Here is a 20,160-nt window from a genome sequence, read left to right as displayed (position 1 = left end):
ATAAGCTTGGCTGTAACCGCCAAGACGGACGACCGGGCAACCGATGAGCCTCCTGCAGGGTGCCCAGCGATCACTCGCCCGGAACAAGCCGACCGAGCGGTGGCCGCAATGGACGCCGCAATTTGCGGCGCGACAGGTACAGGAGCCCGCCGGTGATCGCGAACAGCGGCATCAGCGCCGCGGCGATCATGAACGCAAGCTTGCCGGGCCAGCCCAGCACGGCGCCGCGGTGAATATCGAGCACGCCCGCAATCGCCTTCTCGCCAAGCGTCTTGTCGGCATAGCGCTCCGCCGAGACGACCTGGCCGGTGACGGCATCGATGCGGAATTCATCGCGCATGGACTCGAGCGTCGAGTCCTTCGGCCACGACCGGATCCGCATCACCGTGCCCGGGCCAGCCTGCAGCGTCAGCTGAGCCCTGGCGAAACCGCCGCTCTCCTCATGTTGGAGGGTCGACCATGCGCGATCGAATCCGACCGGCTCCGCCGGCCCGGAACGGCCGGCTGGACGCGATTGCTTCGGCTGCATCTTCGCTGCCGCCACATGTGGACGCGACAGCAGCCAGACTACACCGTCCTTGTACCAGTCGAACGAGTACCAGAGCCCGGTCAAGGTCATCACGAGATAGACCGGCAGGACCCAGGTGCCGATGACGGCGTGCAACGAGCGATGCAGGCCGCGGCCCCTGAGCCCGAGATTCGGCTTCAGCCACGTCTTCACGCTGCTTGCCCGGCGCGGCCAGCGCAGCACGAGGCCCGAGATCAGCATCACGATCAGGCCCAGCGCGGCAACACCGGTGATCTGGCGCCCCCAGCCCTTGGCGTCGCCGGGAATGAGCAGCCAGCGATGCAGCCTGCGCACCGTTGCGAAGAACTCCTCGCCGCGCGGAACGCCAAGCACGCCGCCGTCATAGGGGTCGACATAGAGCGAGGACGGCCGCGCGCCCTGCTCGTCACGAGCGAAGCGAACATGCACGGCCGCCGACGGATCGCTCGACAGCATGATCCCCGTAACCTTGCCGGTATCCGACACCGCCTTCAACCGCGCCAACAGCGCGTCAGGCAGCAGCGCCGGCGTTGTCCGTGGCGCAACCTGCATGATGCCGGCATTCAGATGGTCGACGATCTCGTCCTCTAAGCTCATGATCACGCCGGTCAGCGCGATCAGGGACAACAGCAGCGCGAGCACGAGGCCGGCAATGGAATGGACCTGAAGCAGCGACGCCTTGATTGTGGAGCCAAGCCTACCCATCGAAGCCCGCCTTCCTGATGAGCGCGATGGCGGCTTGCTGAGTCCGGCCGATCTCGTCGATCGATAGCGCATCGGCCGTGAACGCGCCCATTTCGGCAACGATCGGCGCGCGCTCCGCGTTGGCTAGCACCGGATATTCAAGCTCGGCGGCCGCAAACATCCGCTGCGCCGGCGGCGTGGCCAGGAATTCCAGGAATTTCTGCGCGCCGGCGACGTGCGGCGCATGTTTCGCGATGGCTGCACCGGTGAGATTCACATGCGTGCCGCCGCCCTTGAAAGCGGTCGGAACCACCCTGACCGCCATCGCCCAGGCGCGCCAATCGGCCCCTTCCCGTCCGTCACGCAATTGCGCCAATGCCACGGTGTTGCCGATACCGATCTCGCACGTTCCTTGCGCGATCTCGCGGATCACGTCGTTGTCCTTGCCATCAGGCTTGTGGGCGAGATTGGCCTTCAGGCCGGCGAGCCAGGCCTCGGTCGCCGCTTCACCATGATGAGCGAGATACGCGGCAACAAGCGCGACATTGTTCTGATGCAGCGGTGAGCGCATGCAGAGCTTGCCGCGCCATTGCGAATCCGCGAGGTCTTCATAGTCGATCGCCGTGATGACGCTGTCGCTGCGTGCCATCACGACGCGCGGGCGGATCGCAAGCGCGATCCACTGCGAGCTGTCTCCGCGAAGATTGGCCGGAACGGCCTGCTCAAGACGTGGCGACGCGAAAGCCCGTGTCCAACCACCCGAGGCAAGCTGGGTGGTCTTGTCCAGCCCGATCGTCAGCAGGACGTCGGCGGGCGATGCATCACCTTCCGATGCCAGCCGCTTGACGAGACTGTCCTCGACGAAGACGATTTTCACCGTGATGCCGCTCGCTTCCGTGAAGGCCGCGACAACGGGCGCAACCAGGGCAGCCTCCCTGGTCGAATACAGCGTGATCTCCTCGGCGCGACTCGCAGCCGCAAGGCAGACAGACGCCAGCGCGATCACGGCCACGATGGCTTTGCGCCGTATCCCCATCGCTAGAACTTCACCGTCGCCGACAGCGAAATGCGCCGGCCATCGCCCATCGCAACGGCCAAGGCGCTGCCGGTGGTTGACGTATAGTAGACCTTGTCGAACAGGTTCTTGACGTTGAACTGATAGGTGACGGGTACCTTGTCGATTTTTGTATCGTAGGTCGCGAAGACGTCGGCAACGGTGTAGGCCGGCAGGAAGAACGAGTTGAGCGAGTCGCCCGGCCGGTCGCCGACATAGTGTGCGCCGCCGCCGAGTCGCAGACGTCCGGGCAACCGCTCGCCGAAATCGTAGACCAGATAAAGCGACGCCGTGTTCATCGCGGCGTTCAGCAGTTTTGCGTTGCCGTTGACGGGATCGCCCTCCAGGCGCGCGTCGGTATAGCCATAGCTCCCAATCATGCTCCAATCGTCGGTCAGCTTGCCCGTCACATCCAGTTCGACGCCGCGCGACCGCGCCTTCGCAGACGTCCGAATTGCGATGACATTGTTGCCAAGATCGTCGCGGACCAGCACGTTCTTCTTCTCGATGTCGTAGATCGCCAAAGTGCCGGACAACCGCTTATTGACGTCGAATTTGACGCCGGTCTCCCACTGGGTTCCCTCTTCGGGCGCAATGGTGGAGTCGACGACGAAGCCGGTGGGGGCTCCGGAGAAAAGCGCGATCGTCGAGGTTGGCTTCAGCGACTGCGTATAGCTCACGTAATACGAGAGCTCCTCGCTCAGCTTGACGATGACGCCGCCAAGCGGCAGCACCTTGTCGCCCGCAAGATTGGTGTTGGTGATGAAGACTGGCCGGCCTTTTCCGGCGAGCTGCTCATACTCCATCCAGCGCACGCCGCCGACCACCGACAGCCAGTTGGTCAAATGGAAGGTGTCCTGGGCGAAGAAGCCGCGGGTACCGAGCTTGTCGGTCTGTTCGCTGTCGGTTGCCGAGACGGTCGTGCCAGGCGTGACCAGGCCATAGACCGGGTTGTAGAAATTGAAGCTCGGCGTCGCCTGGCGGATCAGGTCGCGGCGATCGATCGTGCGATACATCGCCTCGCCGCCGAACAGGATCTCGTTGCGGAAGCCGCCGACCCAGACGTCACCTTGCATATAGGAGGTGCCGTAGCTGGCATTGCTGAGCGAGTTCTGGGTGCCGTCGTTGCTGCGAGTCTCGACGCCAGTTTTGGCGTTGACGTTAGTAATGCGGAGCTGGTTGGCGCTGTAGGTCTCGGTGTTGTAGCTGTACGCTGCCGTGACCTTCCAATTGTCGTCGAGCTTCTGTTCGACCGAGCCCTGCACCAGGTCCGACGTCCCCCACATGTTGTTGAAGGGTTCATCAAGCCGGCGCTCCTTTGGGATCGCCAGCGGCGCGCCGTCGACGAAGGCGGTGCCGCGGTCGAACGGATAGATGAATTCGCGGTGCTCGTAGGTGAGCTGGACCGTCGTGGTCTCGCCGTACCAGGCGAGCGACGGGTTCACCAGCATTTCCCGATGGCGGCCGAAATTGCGCCAATAATCCTCGCTGACGCCGTAACCGATGAAACGATAGGCCAGGCCGCCATCACCGATCGGACCGGTGACGTCGAGTGTGCCGTCAGCCCCGTTGCGATTGTTGGCGTAGGTCGAGCCAAGCAGCGTGACCGAGCCGTGCTGATAGAGCTCCGGGCGCTTGCTGATCGTATTGACGATGCCACCGGGGTCCATGATGCCGTAGAGTAGCGAGGCCGGTCCCTTCAACACTTCGACGCTGTCGACTGCGGCGTTCAGGCTGCGGCCCTGTACCAGCGGCATGCCGTTGCGCATGATCGAGCCGTCGCGATTGTCGCCGAAGCCGCGGCGGATCACGGCGTCCTGGGTACCGGCGAGCGTGTTGGTCTGGGTGATGCCGCTGATGTTGACCAGCGCATCGTCGATATTGCGCGGCAACTGATCCTGGAGAACTTGCGCGGGCACGACGTTGACGGATTGCGAGGTGTCGAGCGGCGATGCGCCCGAGCGCAGCGTGGTCGCGCTCGGCATCGCGCGATAGCCGAGCTTTGCGGCTTGTTGTGCGGCGGCTTCAGCCGCAGCACGTTCCGACGGCGTCGGCGCTGCGGGTGGGACGGCACTCCGGTTGCGCTGGCGCGCAGCCGCCTGTGTGCTTCGCTGCGACTGCTCCGAAGCCCGTGCCTGCTTCGGCCGCTGCGTCGGCGCATCCACATTCACCGGCGGCAGCGCCGTTTGCGCCTTGACGGTGTCGAAGGGATATCCGGCGAGCAGCACGGCCGCTCCGATGAGAAGGCTTGCGCGGCTCTTGCCGGCGCGAATTCGACGACCGCTCACACGAGGGCCATCCACAGGAGCACGCACTTTCAATTCACTTCCAAGTCACAGCATTGAAGTTCGCGCATCTATCAGCCGCTGCGAATGAAGAGAACCTGGCTGTGACTTGAATCGCTCTAGTGTTGAATCGTTCTAAGAGCGGGAACGATCGCGCAATCAACGATGCGCGATGCCGTGATGCTTACGTGGGCAGGAACCGGCATGTCACGATCGGAACGCGCACGAAATGAGCGCATCTGCTCATCGTCGATGCTGGCGGCGCGCCATCGACGCGACGCCGTGTCGCACGGTTGCCGCGCGACCTCGGCGCTCATGCAAGCGAGCCCCAACGACATCACCGTGGCCGCATGTTCGCTCACGTCTTTTTGTACAGATTATCTGTACAGGCGATCTTTACAGATTATCTTCATATATGCCATTTCCTTCCGTGATGATCAATTCGTCCGACCAACGCCCCTCCGCGCGCGCCGGCGCGCTCGCAGAAGACCTCCGTTCGCTGGTCGGAAAGCTCAAGCGCCGGCTGCGCGAGCAGGCAGGTCCGGAGGATTTGACGCCGTCCCAGGTGTCGATCCTGCTCCGCCTGGAAAAGGATGGACCCGCCACGGTGTCGAGCCTGGCACGATCGGAAAAGATGCGCCCGCAATCGATGAGCACCGCGGTCGCCGCTCTGCTGGCCGCGGGCCTCGTCAGTGGCGCCCCCGACCCGGAGGATGGTCGCCAGACCATTCTGTCGCTGACGAAAGCATGCCGCGACTGGATCCGGGTTGGTCGCGCCGCCCGGCAGGATTGGCTCTCGCGCACCATTTCGGCACGGCTTTCACCGCGGGAGCAGGACGAGTTGGCCGCCGCCGTCTCCTTGCTCAAGCGGCTCGTCGACGACTGACGCGGCCCCCGTCGCGCTGCCGGAAGGACAGATCATGGCTCTCACGCTGCTCGACCCGATCACCGCGCTCGTCATCGTCGACCTGCAGCGCGGCATCGTCGACCTCCCTTCCGTTCCCCCGATGGGCGACGTCGTGGCGCGCGCCAGCGCGCTTGCCGCGGCTTTTCGGCGGCATCACCAGCCGGTCGTGCTCGTCAATGTCGCCGGTGGTGCACCGGGCCGCACCGAGCGGCCGCGCCCTCGCGGCCCGTTCCCCGACGGATGGACCGATCTCATTCCCGAGCTCGATCAGCAGCCAAGCGATCTCACCGTGACCAAACGGACATGGGGCGCATTTGCCAGCACCGATCTCGAGAGCCAGTTGCGGCAGCACGGTGTCACGCAGGTCGTCATCGCCGGCGTCGCCACCGGCACCGGCGTCGAATCAACCGCGCGGCAGGCCTATGAGGCGGGCTTCAACGTCACCCTTGCCACCGACGCCATGACCGACCCGCGTTCCGAGGCGCACGACTACAGCATCGCAAACGTGTTTCCGCGGCTCGGCGAGAGCGGCCCGACACAGGCGATCATCGATCTACTGGCAACCCGGAGCGCGCAGGCATGAACTGGCTTCATCTCGTTTCCTATTTTTGGGGGGGCGCATTTCTGGCGAACGCCGTTCCACATCTCGTCAGCGGGCAGCGCGGGGAACCGTTCCAGACTCCATTCGCAAAACCGCCGGGCGAAGGTCTGTCCTCTTCGACGATCAATGTCCTCTGGGGCGCCTTCAACGTGATCGTCGGTTATCTCCTCGTCTGCCGCGTCGGAGAGTTCGCTCTGCTGGACACGGGCGATGTCACAGCCCTCGGACTTGGCGCGTTGCTCCTGAGCCTCTTTCTCGCGCGGCGGTTCGGCCGGTTCCACGGCGGTAACCGGCCCACGGGTTCGTGAGCGCGCCGGTGGCGGGCACGTTTCGCTCACTGCGCAACTACAATTACCGCGTCTGGGCCGCGGGCGCCCTGGTATCCAACACCGGGACATGGATGCAGCGCGCTGCGCAGGACTGGCTGGTTCTGACCGAGCTCACGCGGCACAATGCGTCGGCGGTCGGCGTGGTGATGGCGCTTCAGTTCGGGCCCCAGCTTTTGTTGATGCCGTGGACGGGTTTTGCCGCCGATCATTTCAACCAGCGGCGGCTTCTGGTCGCGACCCAGGCGACCATGGGTGTATTGGCGCTGGTGCTTGGCCTTCTCACGGTCACCGGGAAGGTCGCGCTCTGGCATGTTTACGTGTTTGCCTTCCTGTTCGGCTGTGCCGCGGCCTTCGATGCGCCGGTGCGCCAGACATTCGTGGCCGAACTCGTCGGCGACGGCGAACTCTCCAACGCGATCGCGCTGAACTCCACATCCTTCAACGCCGCACGGATGGTCGGGCCCGCAGTCGCAGGGATCGTCATCGCTTCGATCGGCACAGGATGGGCCTTCCTGCTCAACGCCGCATCCTTCATGGCGGTGCTCTGTTCGCTGGCCATGCTACGCGGCTCGGAGCTCCGCCCGAATGCGCGGGCGCAGCGGGCACCGGGCGGCATGACGGAAGGTTTTCGCTACGTGTGGGCGCGCAGCGATCTCAGGGCGATCATGATCATGCTGTTCCTGATCGGCACGTTCGGGCTGAATTTCCCGATCTTCATCTCGACCATGGCCGTCAGCGTCTTCCACACCGATGCGCGCGGCTTTTGCCTTTTGTCGTCGACGATGGCGGTCGGCACGATCTCTGGCGCGCTGCTGGCGGCAGGGCGCGCCCAGCCGCGATTCGTCTCACTGTTGCTGGGAAACGCGGCTTTCGGGGCAGGATGCACGCTGGCCGCGCTTGCACCCAGCTATTGGCTGTTCGCCGGCAGCCTTGTCCTGATCGGCGTCGCGGCGCTGACGGTCACCAATACTTCCAACGCCATGATGCAGCTCTCCACCGAACCGCGGATGAGAGGACGCGTGATGGCGTTGCGCCTCGGCGTCGCACTCGGCGGCACGCCGATCGGCGCACCGATCGTCGGATGGGTCGCGGACAATCTGGGCCCGCGCTGGGCGCTCGGCGTGGGCGCGGCGGCCGGCTTCGCGGCCGCGCTGGTCGCGGCCCGCGCCATGTCGGCGCGCACCGCGGAGGTTCACAGCGAATGAGACTCGCGTTCAGGCGATCGCGGGGCTGGTCAGTTCGTCCAGCTTCGCCTTGAGCGCGGCGCCGTCAGACAACGCCCGCAGCGGCGGCCGCACACGCAACCAGCCGGCATCGCCGGTCTGCGCGGCGAGAATGGCCTTCAGCGTCGTCAGGAAGGACGGCGACTTCACCACGATATCGACCGCGTCCTGCATGCGGGCTTCGACATCCTTGCCGTCGATCATCGCCTTGACCAGCTCTGGCGTAATGTTGGCCATGCCGCAGATGGTGCCGGCGCCGCCACCGGCGATCGCACGCGCGATGTCGGTTTCGTTGCCGACGGTGATGGCGAGTTCCGGCGCAGCAGCGCGGAATGCCTGGAACTGCTTGAAGTCGCCGCTGGAGTCCTTCAGGCCCGCAACCACCTTGCCGTAACGCTTGCGCAAATTCGCGGCAACCGTCGTCGGGATCGCAACGCCCGAGACCTGCGGGATATGATAGAGATAGGCGCGGAGGCGATCGTCGGCGACACCATCGAAGATCGCCGCGAACGCATCCTCGATGCCTTCAGGCGTCGCGCTGCGGTCGAAGTACGGCGGCAGATACAGCACGTGGCGCAGACCAAGGCCGAGCACGGCGCGCGTCAGCGCGATGCTATCGCTGATGGCGGGGAAGCCGCCGCCGATGCCGATACGCTCCGCCGGAACGCCGGCCTTGAGCACGGCTTCGATCGTTGCGACGCGCTCAGCGACATTGAACGAGGTGCCCTCGCCCGTGGTACCGAACAGCACGACGCCGTCGACGCCCTTGCCGAAGAGTTTTTTGGCATGCGCGGCAAGCTTGGCGGGGTCCACGCTGCCGTCCGTCGCCAGCGGCGTCGCCGACGCCACCCAGAACCCGCGAATTGCCTCCGACATAGCACCACCCATTGTTGCAGCTCCCGAATAGGCCCCGATCGCCAGCGATCCAAGAGGGTTTACCGAGCCTTGTTTTTGCTTTACTTTTAATCTTGTACCTTACATACAACATGGACGCAAATCCTTTCCGCCGTCGCCGTGCGCATGAGGCGCAGCCAAAATTGGAGGAGGTCTCGCATGAACATGGTGACCCCCGTCGGACATCCCGAGCCATTGCTCGTCGCCTTGCGTGACAAGCTCGGTGCCGCAGCCGTGCTGACCGGCAGCGACGTGCCCGCGCGCAATTGCAACGACTGGAGTGCGAGCCTGCCGCAGACGCCGCTCGCGGTGATCCGGCCGATCGATGCGCGGGGCGTTGCCGATGCGATTCTGACCTGCCGGCAGGCGCGCCTGCCCTTCGTGCCGCAGGGCGGCTTGACCGGGCTCTGCCGCGGCGCCGCGCCCGAAGCCGGCTGGGTCGCGATCTCGCTGGAGCGCATGACCGGCATCGAGGAGATCGATCGCGCCTCGATGACGATGACGGTGAAAGCGGGCACGCCGCTGGAGACGATCCAGAAGGCCGCAGATGAAGCCGGCTTCTTCTTTCCGCTCGATCTCGGCTCGCGCGGCTCCTGCGCGATCGGCGGCAATCTCTCGACCAATGCCGGCGGCAACCGCGTGATCCGCTACGGCATGACGCGCGAGCTGGTGCTCGGTCTCGAAGTGGTGCTGCCCGACGGCACCATCATCACCAGCCTCAACAAGCTGATGAAGAACAATGCCGGCTACGATCTGAAGCATCTCTTCATCGGCTCGGAAGGCACGCTCGGCATCATCACCCGCGTGGTGCTGAAGCTGTTTCCGAAGCCGCGCTCGACCATGGCTGCGCTCTGCGCATTGAAGGACTATGCCGCGGTGATCGCGCTGCTCGATGCCGCACGCAGCGGGCTGGGTCCGCTGCTGTCGGCGTTCGAGGTGATGTGGCCGGACTATTGGGACGTGATCACGACGCGTGCCGGCGTGAAGCCCCCGGTCGCCGCCGGCCAGGGTCTCTACGTGCTGGTCGAGGCGCAGGGCACCGACGAGAGCGTCGATGCGCCGCGTTTCCAGGCCTGGCTCGAAGAGCTGATGGAACGCGGGCTGCTCGCGGATGCCGCCGTGGCGCAATCGCTGGCGCAGACGCAGGCGTTCTGGCGCGTTCGCGACATCTGCGCCGAATTCGGCCAGGTGCTGGGTCCCCATATCTCCTACGACATCGGCCTCGCCGTGGCGCGGATGGACGAGTTCGCCACGCGCTGCAAGGCGGCGCTCGCCTCCGGCATCAAGGGCTGCGAGAGTGTTTATTACGGCCATATCGGCGACGGCAATCTGCACCTCGTCTCTTGGGTCACGGGCCTTCCCGTCGAACAGCAGCCCAAGGAGGAGATGGACACGATCATCTATGGTCTCGTCCGCGACATGGGCGGCAGCGTCTCCGCCGAGCACGGCATCGGCACGCTGAAGAAGAAGTGGCTCGGACACGCCCGCAGCGAGCCCGAGATCGCCTTGATGCGGACTTTGAAGGCCGCGCTCGATCCCGATCAGCTGCTCAACCCCGGCAAGGTCATCTGAGGGCGTCCATGCGCTCGCTGAAGCTCGATGCGCCGAAATCGCTGTCGCAGCGGGTGATGCTGCGGCTGCGGCAGGCGATCATCGACGGCGAATTCGCGCTCGGCGCCGCCATCTCCGAAGAGATGGTGGCAAGCTCCTTCGGCGTCAGCCGCACGCCGGTGCGCGAGGCGATGGGCCAGTTGCAGGCGCAGGGGCTCGTGGTGATCCGGCCGCAGGTCGGCAGCTTCGTGTTCACGCCGAGCGCCGAGGACATCACCGCGCTCTGCACGTTTCGCATCGCGCTCGAACCCAAGGCTGCCGAGCTCGCCTTTCGCCACGACCGTGACGGTGCGATCGCGACGATGAGCGAGGCGATCGCGGCGATGGAGCCGGCGGTCGAGGCACGCGACAACATCGCCTATGGCCGCGCCGACGCCACCTTTCACGAGGGCCTGTTCGCGCATTGCGGCAACCGCTACCTCGCCGAATCCTACCAGCTCGTCTCGGGCCGCGTCGCAGCGCTCCGCACCAATCTGACCTCGCCGATCGACGTGCGCACCCGCTCCTCCTTCGAGGAGCATCGCAAGCTGCTCGATCTGTTCGCGCACGGCCAGCACGCGGCGTTCGAGGCCGCGATGACGACGCACATCACCAATTCGGGCCTGGTCTACGCCAAAGCGCTGAAGGTGGACTGAACTATTCAGGCCATTCTTTGAGCATGATCTTTACGGAAAGCCGCTTCACGCTTTTCCGGTTCATGCCTTACCGCGCGTCTCTCGATCCCGGCCTGTCCAGAAAATCCAACGCGGTGTTGATCTGCTCGAGCTGCTGCTCAATTTTATCGCGGTCCTCGACCGACGATGCCTTCTCGAGCTGTTCCACAAGCTTCTGCTTCCGCGACAGCAAATTCTCTATGACTGTACTCACAGCTCCCCCATCGCCCGAGGCGAATATCGAGGTCATCCGGATCCTGGACACGAGCGCGCGCGAGCCGGACTCGCTGCAAACCCTCCCCTCAATGTTCGCCGCGGCGGATAGTTCCTGCGCGTGAACCACAACACGTCGAGATGGAACTATCGGCGCAGGCTGGCCCAGACACCGCCCAGGATCAGCAGACCGCCCAGGAGATGGATCAACTTCGGCGGCTCGCCGAGGATCGCAAACGACAACAGCGCACTGGCGACCGGTCCGAGATACAGGACAAGCGAGGTCCGCACCGATCCGAATTTGCCGCCGAGCCAGGCAAAGCCGGCATAGGCGAGCAGGCCCGGAACGATCCCCGCGAAGAGATAGGCCGCGAGCGCCTTGGTGCTGAAAACCTGGGCGGGCATGGCCCACATCTCCCAGGCCGCGAGCGGCAGCGAGAACAACGCGCCGGCGGCCGAGAACAGGCTGATGCGCGCAAGCAGGGAGGCCTTTGGCGCGGCGCGCGACTGCAGCAGGGTGTAGCCCGACCAGCCGAGCATCGCGATCACGACGAGGCCGTCGCCCGATGCCGTCTCCAGCGCAAACAACGTCGCTGGATGGCCGCCGGAGATGATGAGCAGCGCGCCTGACAGCGCCAGTGCCGTGCCGAGCCATTGCAGCGGGCCGACACGCTCGATGCCGAGCACCGCAGAGATCATCAGCACCGTGATCGGCGACAGCGCCATGATCAGCGCAATGTGGATCGCCGTCGTCGACACGCCCGCGGCATAGACCGGACCACCGCAGACGAACATGCCCATGAAGCCGGCGGCGAGGATCGGCCAGACATTTTGGCCCAGCGGCACGCGGCCGGTGCGAATCTCCGCAAGTGCAATCGGCGCGAGCCCGATCGCAACGATGCTCCAACGGAAGAAGGCCAGCGCGAAGGGAGGGACAGAGCCCGCCAGTCCGCGCGCCAGGATCTGATTGGAGGCCTGAGCGGTCGCCACCAGGATGAAACCGATCAGCGCAATGGCGCCGAGCCAGCGCTCAGCCGACGGCGCGGCGCCGCCGGCCGCTCCGTGACCGCCTTCAGATATTCCCCTGCCCATGCAGCAACCGAATATCGGATGCGGACCACGATGAGAAGCCGGAAGACGGCTTTCCGAGGATGTGCGGCGATTGCAACGCTCCGGGAGATCCGGACACGCTCGCGAGCAGCACCGGTGCGACATGGGTGCGGCTGACGGAGACCGAGAGCACCGCAAACAATGCGCAGATCATGCAGAGCCTCATCCGCACCGTTCTGCGATCGGTGATCGGCAGGAACAGGAAAAACAACATCGCCAGGATCAAAAGCGCGTCGACCAGAAACATGAATCTCTCCTTCGAAACTGGAGAGAGGATGACGCGCGAGAGCCCGCTGGTATGTGGACGGCATCACAGAGGGGACGGCACTGGTCAGGCGGGCGGAGGACGCGGCTGGCGGGCCACCGATGGTCCGCGAACATGGCACCGAGCCGGCCAGCGTGCCCCAGGTGAGGCAGGCGCTTGCGAACGGTTAACGCGCCCGAGCGACTACGGAACCTTCATCTTTCACGCGTCCGTCGGTTGTATTCGCGGGCCCGGAGTCCTATGCCTGTGCGCCATGGACACCCAGATCGTCACCGCCGAAAAGCCCCTGATGGCCCAGGCACGCCCGCGCAAGCCGGCGCCGTTCCTTCCCATGAGCCGCGCCGAGATGGATGCGCTCGGCTGGGATGCCTGCGATATCGTGCTGGTGACGGGCGATGCCTATGTCGACCATCCGAGCTTCGGCATGGCGATCATCGGCCGGCTGCTGGAGGCGCAGGGTTTCCGGGTCGGCATCATCGCGCAGCCGGACTGGCATTCGGCCGAGCCGTTCAAAGCGCTCGGCAAGCCAAAGGTGTTCTTCGGCGTCACCGGCGGCAACATGGATTCCATGGTGAACCGCTACACCGCGGACCGGCGCATCCGCAGCGACGATGCCTATACGGCCGGCGGCGAAGGCGGCAAGCGGCCGGACCGCTGCACCATCGTCTACGCCCAGCGCTGCCGCGAGGCGTTCAAGGATGTGCCGATCGTGCTCGGCGGCATCGAGGCCTCGCTGCGCCGGATCGCGCATTACGACTACTGGTCCGACAAGGTGCGCCGCTCGGTGCTGGCCGACGCCAAGGCCGACCTGCTGCTCTACGGCAATGCCGAGCGCGCCGTCGTCGAGGTCGCGAACCGCCTTGCCGCGGGCGAAGCACCGCGCGAGCTCGACGACGTCAGGGGCGTCGCGCTGTTCCGCCGCGTGCCCGAGGACTACGCCGAGCTGCACGCCGACGATCTCGATTCCGCCGACGAGGGCGCGACGCGCCAGAAAGGCGCGACCGTGATCCGTCTGCCCGCGCTGGAGCAGGTCGAGCAGGACAAGGAAGCCTATGCGCGCGCCTCGCGCGTGCTGCATCGTGAGAGCAATCCCGGCAATGCGCGTCCGCTGGTGCAGCGGCACGGCGACCGCGATCTCTGGCTCAACCCGCCGCCGATCCCGCTCACGAGCGAGGAGATGGACGCGGTCTACGATCTGCCCTACGCGCGCGCGCCGCATCCGTCCTATGGCGATGCCAAGATCCCCGCCTGGGACATGATCAAGTTCTCGGTCACGATCATGCGCGGCTGTTTCGGCGGCTGCACCTTCTGCTCGATCACCGAGCATGAAGGCCGCATCATCCAGAACCGCTCCGAGGGTTCTATTCTGCGCGAGATCGAGAAGATCCGCGACAAGACGCCGGGCTTCACCGGCGTGATCTCCGACATCGGCGGCCCCACCGCCAACATGTACCGGATGGCGTGCAAGGACCCGAAGGTCGAGGCCGCGTGCCGCCGGCCGTCCTGCGTCTTTCCCGAGATCTGCCCGAACCTCAACACCTCCCATGACGACCTGATCCGGCTCTATCGCAAGGTGCGCGAGACCAAGGGCATCAAGAAGGTGATGGTCGCCTCCGGCGTGCGCTACGACCTCGCGGTCGAGAGCCCGGAATACATCAAGGAGCTCGTCACCCACCACGTCGGCGGCTATCTGAAGATCGCGCCGGAGCACACCGAGCGCGGGCCGCTCGACAAGATGATGAAGCCGGGCATCGGCGCCTACAACAAGTTCAAGCGGATGTTCGATGCCGCAGCCGAGCAGGCCGGCAAGAAATATTACCTGATCCCGTATTTCATCGCGGCGCATCCGGGCACGACCGACGAGGACATGATGAACCTCGCGCTCTGGCTCAAGAAGAACCGCTATCGCGCCGATCAGGTGCAGACCTTCCTGCCCTCGCCGATGGCGACCGCGACCGCGATGTACCACACCGGCGTCAATCCGCTGCGCGGCGTGCGCCGCGGCGGCAGCGACAAGGTCGAGGCGATCAAGGGCCTGCGCCAGCGCCGGCTGCACAAAGCCTTCCTGCGCTACCACGACCCCGACAATTGGCCGGTGCTGCGCGAGGCCTTGATCGAGATGGGCCGCCGCGACCTGATCGGCTCCCGTCCCGACCAGCTCGTGCCAGCGCACCAGCCGCCGGGCACCGGCAAGGCCGCCGGCACCAAGCGTCCCCTGCGCCCCGGCGGCAAGACGCAGAAGTTCACGACCAAGGGCATACGGTTGATGAAGTAGCGGGCGATCGCGCCCGCTAAATGTCGAGCACGACGGCGCCCGACACTGCATCCGTGACGCCGCGTCCGTTGCCCTGGTCCTCCAGCACCGACCTGAAGCTGTCGAGGGTCTTGATCATCGCGGGCCGCGCCGCGACCATCGCGTCCTGTCCGGACCAGGTGCCGATCAGGCAGAAGGTCTGCTCGCCGGTCTTGATGATGACGCCATGCTCGAGGCCCGGCCACTTGGCCTTGCCGTTCCGGTGCGCATCGAGGAAGGCAGCCTCCTCACCCTGCTTCACCTTGAACCTGACCACATTGTAAACCTGCATGATGCGCCTCCCAAAAATGGATTGATGAAAAGCGGGCACCGGACGAGGTCCGGTTCAGCCTGATGATCTTGCGCCTCCCAAGACAAAATGTCGAAAACAACCCCATGCACCGTAGCGGCGGATAGCGAAATCAAGGGCTTATCGCGCATCAAGATTTGAGTGAATCGTCGTCGCGCCCGAACCCGTCGCGCGGGTGCAAAATTTCCGAAAAACCGCAAAACACTTGACCCGTCGGGCAAAACAGGCGCATCATGCCATCAACGCGGCGTATCTTCGCGGTGATTGCCAATGATTCGCGGAGAGGAATAGCTTGCGCACGGAACCGTCTTTGCAGCACGCGCCCGATTTCCAGGCAATCTTCGAAGGCGTCCCTGGCCTCTACCTCGTCCTCACCGCCGATCTCCACATTGTCGCGGTGAGCGACGCCTATCTGAACGCGACGATGACCGATCGCGTTTCGATTCTGGGGCGATATTTGTTCGAGGTCTTTCCGGATAATCCCGACGATCCGGCCGCCGACGGCGTCCGCAATCTGAAGGCTTCGCTGTACCGGGTCCTGCACAGCAAACGAACCGATCCCATGGCGGTGCAGAAATACGACATCCGCAAGCCGGAGGCGGAAGGCGGCGGATTTCAAGAGCGCTTCTGGAGCCCGCGGAACTCCCCCGTGTTCGGTCCGGACGGGCACATCGCCTATATCATTCATTGCGTGGAAGACGTCACGGAGTTCATTCACCTCAAACAGCACGGCGTTGAACAGGACAAGCTGACGCGAGAATTGCGCGATCAGACCGGGCGGATGGAGGCGGAAATCTTCGCCCGGGCGCGCGAAGTCAAGGACGCGAATGAACGGCTGGAGGAGGAACAACGTCAACGCCAGATCCAGAAGATGGAAGCCGTCGGGCATCTGACCGGCGGCATCGCTCACGACTTCAACAACATCCTGACGGTCATCATCGGGATGACCGAGATCCTTCACCAGGCGGTGGCCGATAATCCGCAACTGTCGTCGATCACCCGGATGATCGACGACGCGGCGACGCGCGGCGCCGAAGTCACGAAACATCTGCTGGCGTTCTCTCGTCGGCAGCCGTTGCAGCCCCGCGACACGAACCTGAACGCCCTGGTGGAGGACACCGCCAAACTGCTTCAACGCTCGCTGGGCGAACAGATCGAGATTCAGACATCCCTCGAAGAAGACGCCTGGCCGGCCTTCATCGACCCCAACCATCTGGCAACAGCCATCCTCAACCTCGCCGTCAATGCGCGCGATGCGATGCCCGAAGGCGGAAAGCTGATGCTGGAAACGGGCAATGTCGTGCTCGACGACGGCTATGCGAGCGCGAATCCGGATGTGAGGCCTGGCCACTACGTCATGGTGGCCGTGAGCGACACCGGCAGCGGCATTCCCGAAGCAATCCGCGACAAGGTGTTCGAACCATTCTTCACGACCAAGGAGACCGGCAAGGGCACGGGACTTGGACTCAGCATGGTCTATGGCTTCGTCAAGCAATCCGACGGCCACATCAAGATCTATTCCGAGGCAGGCCACGGCACCTCGATCAAGCTCTATCTTCCGCGCGCCAGCGGGACCGGGCCCTGGTCGGAGCCGACGGCAAATGTGGAGATCCGCGGCGGCAACGAGACCATCCTCGTCGTCGAGGACGATCCGCTGGTGAGCGAATATGTCAGCGCACAGCTCGCGCATCTCGGCTATCGCGCAATCCTGGCGGCCAACGGTTCAGAGGCATTGGCGCAGGTCGCGAACGATGTTGCTTTCGACCTGCTCCTGACCGACGTGATCATGCCCGGCGGGATGAACGGGCAGCAATTGGCCGAGGCCGTGCTCGCGCGCCGTCCGACCACGCGCGTCCTGTATACGTCGGGCTACACCGAGAACGCGCTTCTCAGTCACGGCCGGCTTGAACAGGGCGTGCTGTTGCTGCCTAAACCCTATCGCCGATCCGACCTCGCGCGAATGATCCGCGTGGCGCTCCATCGAGGCAATTGAAATCTCCACCGCCTCGATCGAAACACGGCATAGTGTGCCCGTTCGACGCATTCCAGTGCTACACCCGCCTCCGTTTCCACCGCTGGACAGGTTACGGTTCGCCAATCCGCCAGACGTCATCCCAACATCACGATCCCAAGACCACGTGCACCAGATAGCCCCATGAAGAAAATCGGATTCCTGTCCTTCGGACACTGGACGCCCTCGCCGCAATCGCAGACCCGCTCGGCCGCGGATACGCTGCTGCAATCCATCGAGCTTGCGGTTGCCGCGGAACAGCTCGGCCTGGACGGCGCGTATTACCGCGTGCATCATTTCGCGCGACAGCTCGCCTCGCCGTTCCCGCTGCTCGCAGCCGTCGGCGCGAAGACGAGCCAAATCGAGATCGGCACGGCCGTGATCGACATGCGCTACGAGAACCCGCTTTATATGGTTGAGGACGCAAGCTCCGCCGATTTCATCGCCGGCGGCCGGCTTCAGCTCGGCATCAGCCGCGGCTCGCCCGAGCAGGTGATCGATGGCTGGCGCTATTTTGGCTATCGCCCGGCCGAGGGCCAGAGCGACGCCGACATGGGCCGGCGTCATGCGGAAGTCTTTCTCGACCTCCTGCGCGGCGAGGGTTTTGCCGAGCCCAATCCGCAGCCGATGTTTCCCAACCCGCCGGGACTGTTGCGCCTAGAGCCGGTCGCCACAGGCCTGCGCGAACGGATCTGGTGGGGCGCCGGCTCGAACGCCACCGCGGTATGGGCCGCAAAGCTCGGCATGAATCTGCAGAGCTCGACGCTGAAGAACGACGAGACCGGCGAAGCTTTTCACGTGCAGCAGGCGGCGCAAATCCGCGCCTATCGCGCGGCGTGGAAAGAGGCCGGCCACAGCCGCGAGCCCCGCGTGTCGGTGAGCCGCAGCATCTTCGCGCTGATGGACGATCGCGACCGCGCTTATTTCGGCCGTGAACGCGGCGGCGAAGACCAGATCGGCTTCATCGATCCGCGCACCCGCGCGATCTTTGGCCGCTCCTATGCGGCCGAGCCGGAAGCGCTGATCGAGCAGCTCAGGCAGGACGAAGCCATCGCCGAGGCCGACACGCTGCTGCTGACGATCCCGAACCAGCTCGGCGTCGACTATTGCGCCCATGCGATCGAGGCGATCCTGACGCACGTCGCGCCGGCGCTGGGGTGGCGGTGAGACGATTGCGCCGCCTCAGGCAGGTCTGAGGCTTTTGACGTGCTTGGAGAAGATGCGGACCCGCACGCCGCGACGCTTGCCGTGCTGTTCGAAGGCGGATGACGCGACACGCTCGATGACATCGCGGAGGCGCAGGAACTGGGCCTGCCTTTCGTCGGGACGGGTGCCCTTCGTGGCATCGAGGTCGTCCAGCGCTGCGCTGCTGACCTCGCAGTCGACCATCCTGGCCCCATGCATCATCGTGAACAGAAAGGCCATCCGCTCCGCGTCATACCCCAGTGGCAGGCCACGTGTCAGTTGCACGGCTTTGACGGGAGCTGCTCCTGGACGCGGCAATCGTCAGCCCACCGTTTCGCCGACCATGCCTGGCGATACCTCAGCCAGGCGGCTCGCTTGCGAAGCAAAATCCTCGAATGTTGCGACTGCATCGCGCATGTTGTGGCAGCCGCGACTGTCGCGCGACGCGTGAACGCGAAGGTCGAACAACTCCATCCAGAACAACGGGCTTTGGGGCAAGCCCCCTCCCAGCGCCTCGAACATGCTGATCTCGCAATCCCCGACACGTTCGAGCGCGACGATTCGCGCGCCGTGGGCGACGTCGGGAATTCCGAGCAACGTTCCGTACCCTCGCAATATCTTCACGTTGATGGGCGGCGCGGCGCCGTCGCTGCTGGACATCAAGACCATCGTAGCTTTCGGGGAAGGGGGCTGCCCCCCGACAACGCAAGACTGGTCGGAGGGCAAGCAACCGATTTAAGTCACACGACCCCCGGTTTCTTGTTATCGTGAGCCAATAACTTGATTTCTCCTGCCGCGATCACGATCTGCGAGCCAAGGGAGCAAGGCCCGCAGCGGCAACGACGAAAGGGTTCGGTGTGCCGACTGCCCGTTCGCCCCATTTTGAAACAATGCCCAGTGCCACCGGCGGAATCGCGCGCCTGGTATGGGCACGTTTGCAGGACGCCGGCATCGAGGCGGACGGACTATTATCCAGGGCCGGATTGACGCGCGAGCAGATCGAAGATCGCAAGGCGCGCCTTGGCGCTGAAAGCCAGATCCGATTTCTGGAGCTTGGTGCGGAGGTCCTGCAGGACGACACGCTCGGATTTCATCTGGCTCGGGACTTCGACCTGCGCGAAATCGGCCTGCTCTATTACGTCGCGGCATCCTCCGGCACGGTCGCCGAAGCCTTGTCCAAGGCAGAGCGCTATTGCTACCTCGCCAATGAAGGGGTTTCGCTGCGATTTGCCGCCAAGGACATGACGATTGCGCTGAGATATGTCGGCGTCAACAGGCGATCGGATCGGCACCAGATTGAATTCTGGCTGACCACCATTATTCGGATCAACCGCGCCCTGACCAATCGTCGGCTGGTTCCGAGTCGCGTGCGGGTCGCCCATCGCCGTCGCACGACGCCTGCGGGGATCAAATCGTTCATGGGATGCGAGATCGAATTCGGCTGCGACGTCGACGAGATCACCTTCCCGACATCAACAGGTCTCATCCCGATCGAGAGCGCTGACCATTATCTGAACGACCTGCTGGTGACGTATTGCGAGCAGGCGCTCGCGCACCGGAAATCCGGTGCGGCCTCGCTCAGGTCAAGCGTCGAGAATGCGATCGCCCCCCTGCTCCCGCATCGTGAGGCACGGGTCGAAGAGATCGCCCGCCGCTTGGGGATGAGCCATCGGACGCTCGCGCGCCGCCTCGCCTTGGAGGGAGTGACCTTCAGCGGCATCCTCGACGAGATGAAGATCGACCTCGCCAAGAGCTATCTGAAGGACGATGAGCTGCCCATCTCGCAAACCGCCTGGCTGCTCGGCTACGGAGAGGTCAGCGCGTTCACCCATGCGTTCAAGCGCTGGACCGGAATGACACCGAGGCAATGGCGTACTCTGGACACCCCCGAACAGGATGACGACACGGGAGACGGCTCCGCTCGTGACCAGGTTTCCTCCGAGGTGCCCATCGCAAAGGCTCCCGATCGCCACTAGATGGCTCCG

20 protein-coding genes are annotated in these 20,160 nt (G+C 64.5%); 10 read left to right on the top strand and 10 right to left on the bottom strand.

What is annotated here, in order from left to right:
- Window positions 1-70: 70 nt before the first annotated feature.
- The 3 genes from QA645_RS05840 to QA645_RS05830 are packed head-to-tail and all read right to left on the bottom strand — an operon-like array spanning window position 71 to window position 4,606.
- The gene (locus tag QA645_RS05840; RefSeq protein WP_283048826.1) at window positions 71-1,252 is read right to left on the bottom strand and encodes a PepSY-associated TM helix domain-containing protein; all 1,182 of its coding nucleotides are present in this window, start codon (window positions 1,250-1,252) and stop codon (window positions 71-73) included.
- On the bottom strand, window positions 1,245-2,267 hold the full coding sequence (locus QA645_RS05835; RefSeq protein WP_283048824.1) for an extracellular solute-binding protein: 1,023 nt from the start codon (window positions 2,265-2,267) through the stop codon (window positions 1,245-1,247). Before QA645_RS05835 ends, QA645_RS05840 begins: the two co-directional genes overlap by 8 nt.
- 2 nt (window positions 2,268-2,269) lie before the next feature.
- Complete coding sequence (locus QA645_RS05830) at window positions 2,270-4,606, bottom strand: TonB-dependent siderophore receptor (RefSeq protein ID WP_283048822.1); 2,337 nt, start codon at window positions 4,604-4,606, stop codon at window positions 2,270-2,272.
- Between the two features lie 397 nt (window positions 4,607-5,003).
- Here QA645_RS05830 and QA645_RS05825 point away from each other — a divergent pair, with 397 nt between their 5' ends.
- Genes QA645_RS05825 through QA645_RS05810 form a run of 4 tightly spaced genes read left to right on the top strand, consistent with a single transcriptional unit; the run spans window position 5,004 to window position 7,612 of the window.
- Window positions 5,004-5,456, top strand: a complete 453-nt coding sequence (locus tag QA645_RS05825; protein WP_254135209.1) for a MarR family transcriptional regulator — start codon at window positions 5,004-5,006, stop codon at window positions 5,454-5,456.
- Window positions 5,457-5,490: 34 nt separating this feature from the next.
- Window positions 5,491-6,060: an isochorismatase family protein gene (locus QA645_RS05820; RefSeq protein WP_283048820.1), complete on the top strand. Its 570-nt coding sequence runs from the start codon at window positions 5,491-5,493 to the stop codon at window positions 6,058-6,060.
- Window positions 6,057-6,386 carry a hypothetical protein gene (locus QA645_RS05815; RefSeq protein WP_283048819.1) on the top strand — a complete coding sequence of 110 codons (330 nt, stop codon included), beginning with the start codon at window positions 6,057-6,059 and terminating at the stop codon, window positions 6,384-6,386. Before QA645_RS05820 ends, QA645_RS05815 begins: the two co-directional genes overlap by 4 nt.
- Window positions 6,387-6,394: 8 nt before the next feature.
- Window positions 6,395-7,612, top strand: a complete 1,218-nt coding sequence (locus tag QA645_RS05810; protein ID WP_283048818.1) for an MFS transporter — start codon at window positions 6,395-6,397, stop codon at window positions 7,610-7,612.
- Between the two features lie 9 nt (window positions 7,613-7,621).
- Here QA645_RS05810 and QA645_RS05805 read toward each other — a convergent pair whose 3' ends face one another.
- A complete protein-coding gene (locus tag QA645_RS05805; protein ID WP_349253188.1) occupies window positions 7,622-8,506 on the bottom strand; it encodes a dihydrodipicolinate synthase family protein in 885 nt (294 codons plus the stop codon).
- A gap of 177 nt (window positions 8,507-8,683) precedes the next feature.
- On the opposite strand from QA645_RS05805, the gene QA645_RS05800 reads away from it, so the two are divergent.
- Window positions 8,684-10,096: an FAD-binding oxidoreductase gene (locus QA645_RS05800; protein ID WP_283048816.1), complete on the top strand. Its 1,413-nt coding sequence runs from the start codon at window positions 8,684-8,686 to the stop codon at window positions 10,094-10,096.
- A gap of 8 nt (window positions 10,097-10,104) precedes the next feature.
- The gene (locus QA645_RS05795; RefSeq protein WP_283048815.1) at window positions 10,105-10,770 is read left to right on the top strand and encodes a GntR family transcriptional regulator; all 666 of its coding nucleotides are present in this window, start codon (window positions 10,105-10,107) and stop codon (window positions 10,768-10,770) included.
- 67 nt (window positions 10,771-10,837) lie between these two features.
- On the opposite strand, the gene QA645_RS05790 is transcribed toward QA645_RS05795, so the two are convergent.
- The 3 genes from QA645_RS05790 to QA645_RS05780 all read right to left on the bottom strand — a co-directional run bounded on the left by QA645_RS05790 (window position 10,838) and on the right by QA645_RS05780 (window position 12,358).
- Window positions 10,838-11,038, bottom strand: a complete 201-nt coding sequence (locus QA645_RS05790) for a hypothetical protein (RefSeq protein WP_254191567.1) — start codon at window positions 11,036-11,038, stop codon at window positions 10,838-10,840.
- Window positions 11,039-11,148: 110 nt separating this feature from the next.
- Entirely contained in the window at window positions 11,149-12,093 is a 945-nt protein-coding gene (locus QA645_RS05785) for a DMT family transporter (RefSeq protein WP_283048814.1), read from the bottom strand.
- Window positions 12,074-12,358, bottom strand: a complete 285-nt coding sequence (locus QA645_RS05780; RefSeq protein ID WP_283048813.1) for a hypothetical protein — start codon at window positions 12,356-12,358, stop codon at window positions 12,074-12,076. The genes QA645_RS05785 and QA645_RS05780 overlap by 20 nt, the downstream gene beginning before the upstream one ends.
- A 271-nt stretch (window positions 12,359-12,629) precedes the next feature.
- On the opposite strand from QA645_RS05780, the gene QA645_RS05775 reads away from it, so the two are divergent.
- Window positions 12,630-14,651, top strand: coding sequence for a YgiQ family radical SAM protein (locus QA645_RS05775; protein WP_283048812.1), 2,022 nt, complete (start codon window positions 12,630-12,632; stop codon window positions 14,649-14,651).
- A gap of 16 nt (window positions 14,652-14,667) precedes the next feature.
- Here the strand turns inward: QA645_RS05775 and QA645_RS05770 are convergent, their stop codons facing one another.
- Window positions 14,668-14,961, bottom strand: a complete 294-nt coding sequence (locus tag QA645_RS05770) for a DUF718 domain-containing protein (protein WP_283048811.1) — start codon at window positions 14,959-14,961, stop codon at window positions 14,668-14,670.
- Window positions 14,962-15,271: 310 nt separating this feature from the next.
- On the opposite strand from QA645_RS05770, the gene QA645_RS05765 reads away from it, so the two are divergent.
- Together QA645_RS05765 and QA645_RS05760 are read left to right on the top strand one after the other, a co-directional pair.
- Window positions 15,272-16,972, top strand: a complete 1,701-nt coding sequence (locus QA645_RS05765; protein WP_283048810.1) for an ATP-binding protein — start codon at window positions 15,272-15,274, stop codon at window positions 16,970-16,972.
- Window positions 16,973-17,134: 162 nt separating this feature from the next.
- Window positions 17,135-18,157, top strand: coding sequence for an LLM class flavin-dependent oxidoreductase (locus tag QA645_RS05760; RefSeq protein ID WP_254128058.1), 1,023 nt, complete (start codon window positions 17,135-17,137; stop codon window positions 18,155-18,157).
- Between the two features lie 15 nt (window positions 18,158-18,172).
- Here QA645_RS05760 and QA645_RS05755 read toward each other — a convergent pair whose 3' ends face one another.
- Together QA645_RS05755 and QA645_RS05750 are read right to left on the bottom strand one after the other, a co-directional pair.
- Complete coding sequence (locus QA645_RS05755; protein WP_283048808.1) at window positions 18,173-18,415, bottom strand: DUF1488 family protein; 243 nt, start codon at window positions 18,413-18,415, stop codon at window positions 18,173-18,175.
- Between the two features lie 81 nt (window positions 18,416-18,496).
- On the bottom strand, window positions 18,497-18,835 hold the full coding sequence (locus QA645_RS05750) for a hypothetical protein (protein ID WP_254128055.1): 339 nt from the start codon (window positions 18,833-18,835) through the stop codon (window positions 18,497-18,499).
- A 230-nt stretch (window positions 18,836-19,065) separates the two neighbouring features.
- Here QA645_RS05750 and QA645_RS05745 point away from each other — a divergent pair, with 230 nt between their 5' ends.
- The gene (locus QA645_RS05745; RefSeq protein ID WP_283048805.1) at window positions 19,066-20,151 is read left to right on the top strand and encodes an AraC family transcriptional regulator; all 1,086 of its coding nucleotides are present in this window, start codon (window positions 19,066-19,068) and stop codon (window positions 20,149-20,151) included.
- The last annotated feature ends 9 nt before the right edge of the window (window positions 20,152-20,160 follow it).

The organism is Bradyrhizobium sp. CIAT3101, assembly GCF_029714945.1.
Lineage (GTDB): Bacteria > Pseudomonadota > Alphaproteobacteria > Rhizobiales > Xanthobacteraceae > Bradyrhizobium.
Note: the sequence above shows the minus strand (reverse complement) of the source record. Positions and strands in the feature narration are given on the sequence as shown.

Coding starts and splice junctions, on each gene's coding strand:
- QA645_RS05835 (WP_283048824.1), bottom strand. CDS start 2,267: ATGGGGATACGGCGCAAAGCCATCGTGGCCGTGATCGCGCTGGCGTCT.
- QA645_RS05780 (WP_283048813.1), bottom strand. CDS start 12,358: ATGTTTCTGGTCGACGCGCTTTTGATCCTGGCGATGTTGTTTTTCCTG.
- QA645_RS05750 (WP_254128055.1), bottom strand. CDS start 18,835: ATGTCCAGCAGCGACGGCGCCGCGCCGCCCATCAACGTGAAGATATTG.
- QA645_RS05815 (WP_283048819.1), top strand. CDS start 6,057: ATGAACTGGCTTCATCTCGTTTCCTATTTTTGGGGGGGCGCATTTCTG.
- QA645_RS05755 (WP_283048808.1), bottom strand. CDS start 18,415: ATGGCCTTTCTGTTCACGATGATGCATGGGGCCAGGATGGTCGACTGC.
- QA645_RS05840 (WP_283048826.1), bottom strand. CDS start 1,252: ATGGGTAGGCTTGGCTCCACAATCAAGGCGTCGCTGCTTCAGGTCCAT.
- QA645_RS05795 (WP_283048815.1), top strand. CDS start 10,105: ATGCGCTCGCTGAAGCTCGATGCGCCGAAATCGCTGTCGCAGCGGGTG.
- QA645_RS05770 (WP_283048811.1), bottom strand. CDS start 14,961: ATGCAGGTTTACAATGTGGTCAGGTTCAAGGTGAAGCAGGGTGAGGAG.
- QA645_RS05790 (WP_254191567.1), bottom strand. CDS start 11,038: ATGACCTCGATATTCGCCTCGGGCGATGGGGGAGCTGTGAGTACAGTC.
- QA645_RS05805 (WP_349253188.1), bottom strand. CDS start 8,506: ATGTCGGAGGCAATTCGCGGGTTCTGGGTGGCGTCGGCGACGCCGCTG.
- QA645_RS05745 (WP_283048805.1), top strand. CDS start 19,066: ATGCCCAGTGCCACCGGCGGAATCGCGCGCCTGGTATGGGCACGTTTG.
- QA645_RS05800 (WP_283048816.1), top strand. CDS start 8,684: ATGAACATGGTGACCCCCGTCGGACATCCCGAGCCATTGCTCGTCGCC.
- QA645_RS05785 (WP_283048814.1), bottom strand. CDS start 12,093: ATGGGCAGGGGAATATCTGAAGGCGGTCACGGAGCGGCCGGCGGCGCC.
- QA645_RS05760 (WP_254128058.1), top strand. CDS start 17,135: ATGAAGAAAATCGGATTCCTGTCCTTCGGACACTGGACGCCCTCGCCG.
- QA645_RS05820 (WP_283048820.1), top strand. CDS start 5,491: ATGGCTCTCACGCTGCTCGACCCGATCACCGCGCTCGTCATCGTCGAC.
- QA645_RS05825 (WP_254135209.1), top strand. CDS start 5,004: ATGATCAATTCGTCCGACCAACGCCCCTCCGCGCGCGCCGGCGCGCTC.
- QA645_RS05775 (WP_283048812.1), top strand. CDS start 12,630: ATGGACACCCAGATCGTCACCGCCGAAAAGCCCCTGATGGCCCAGGCA.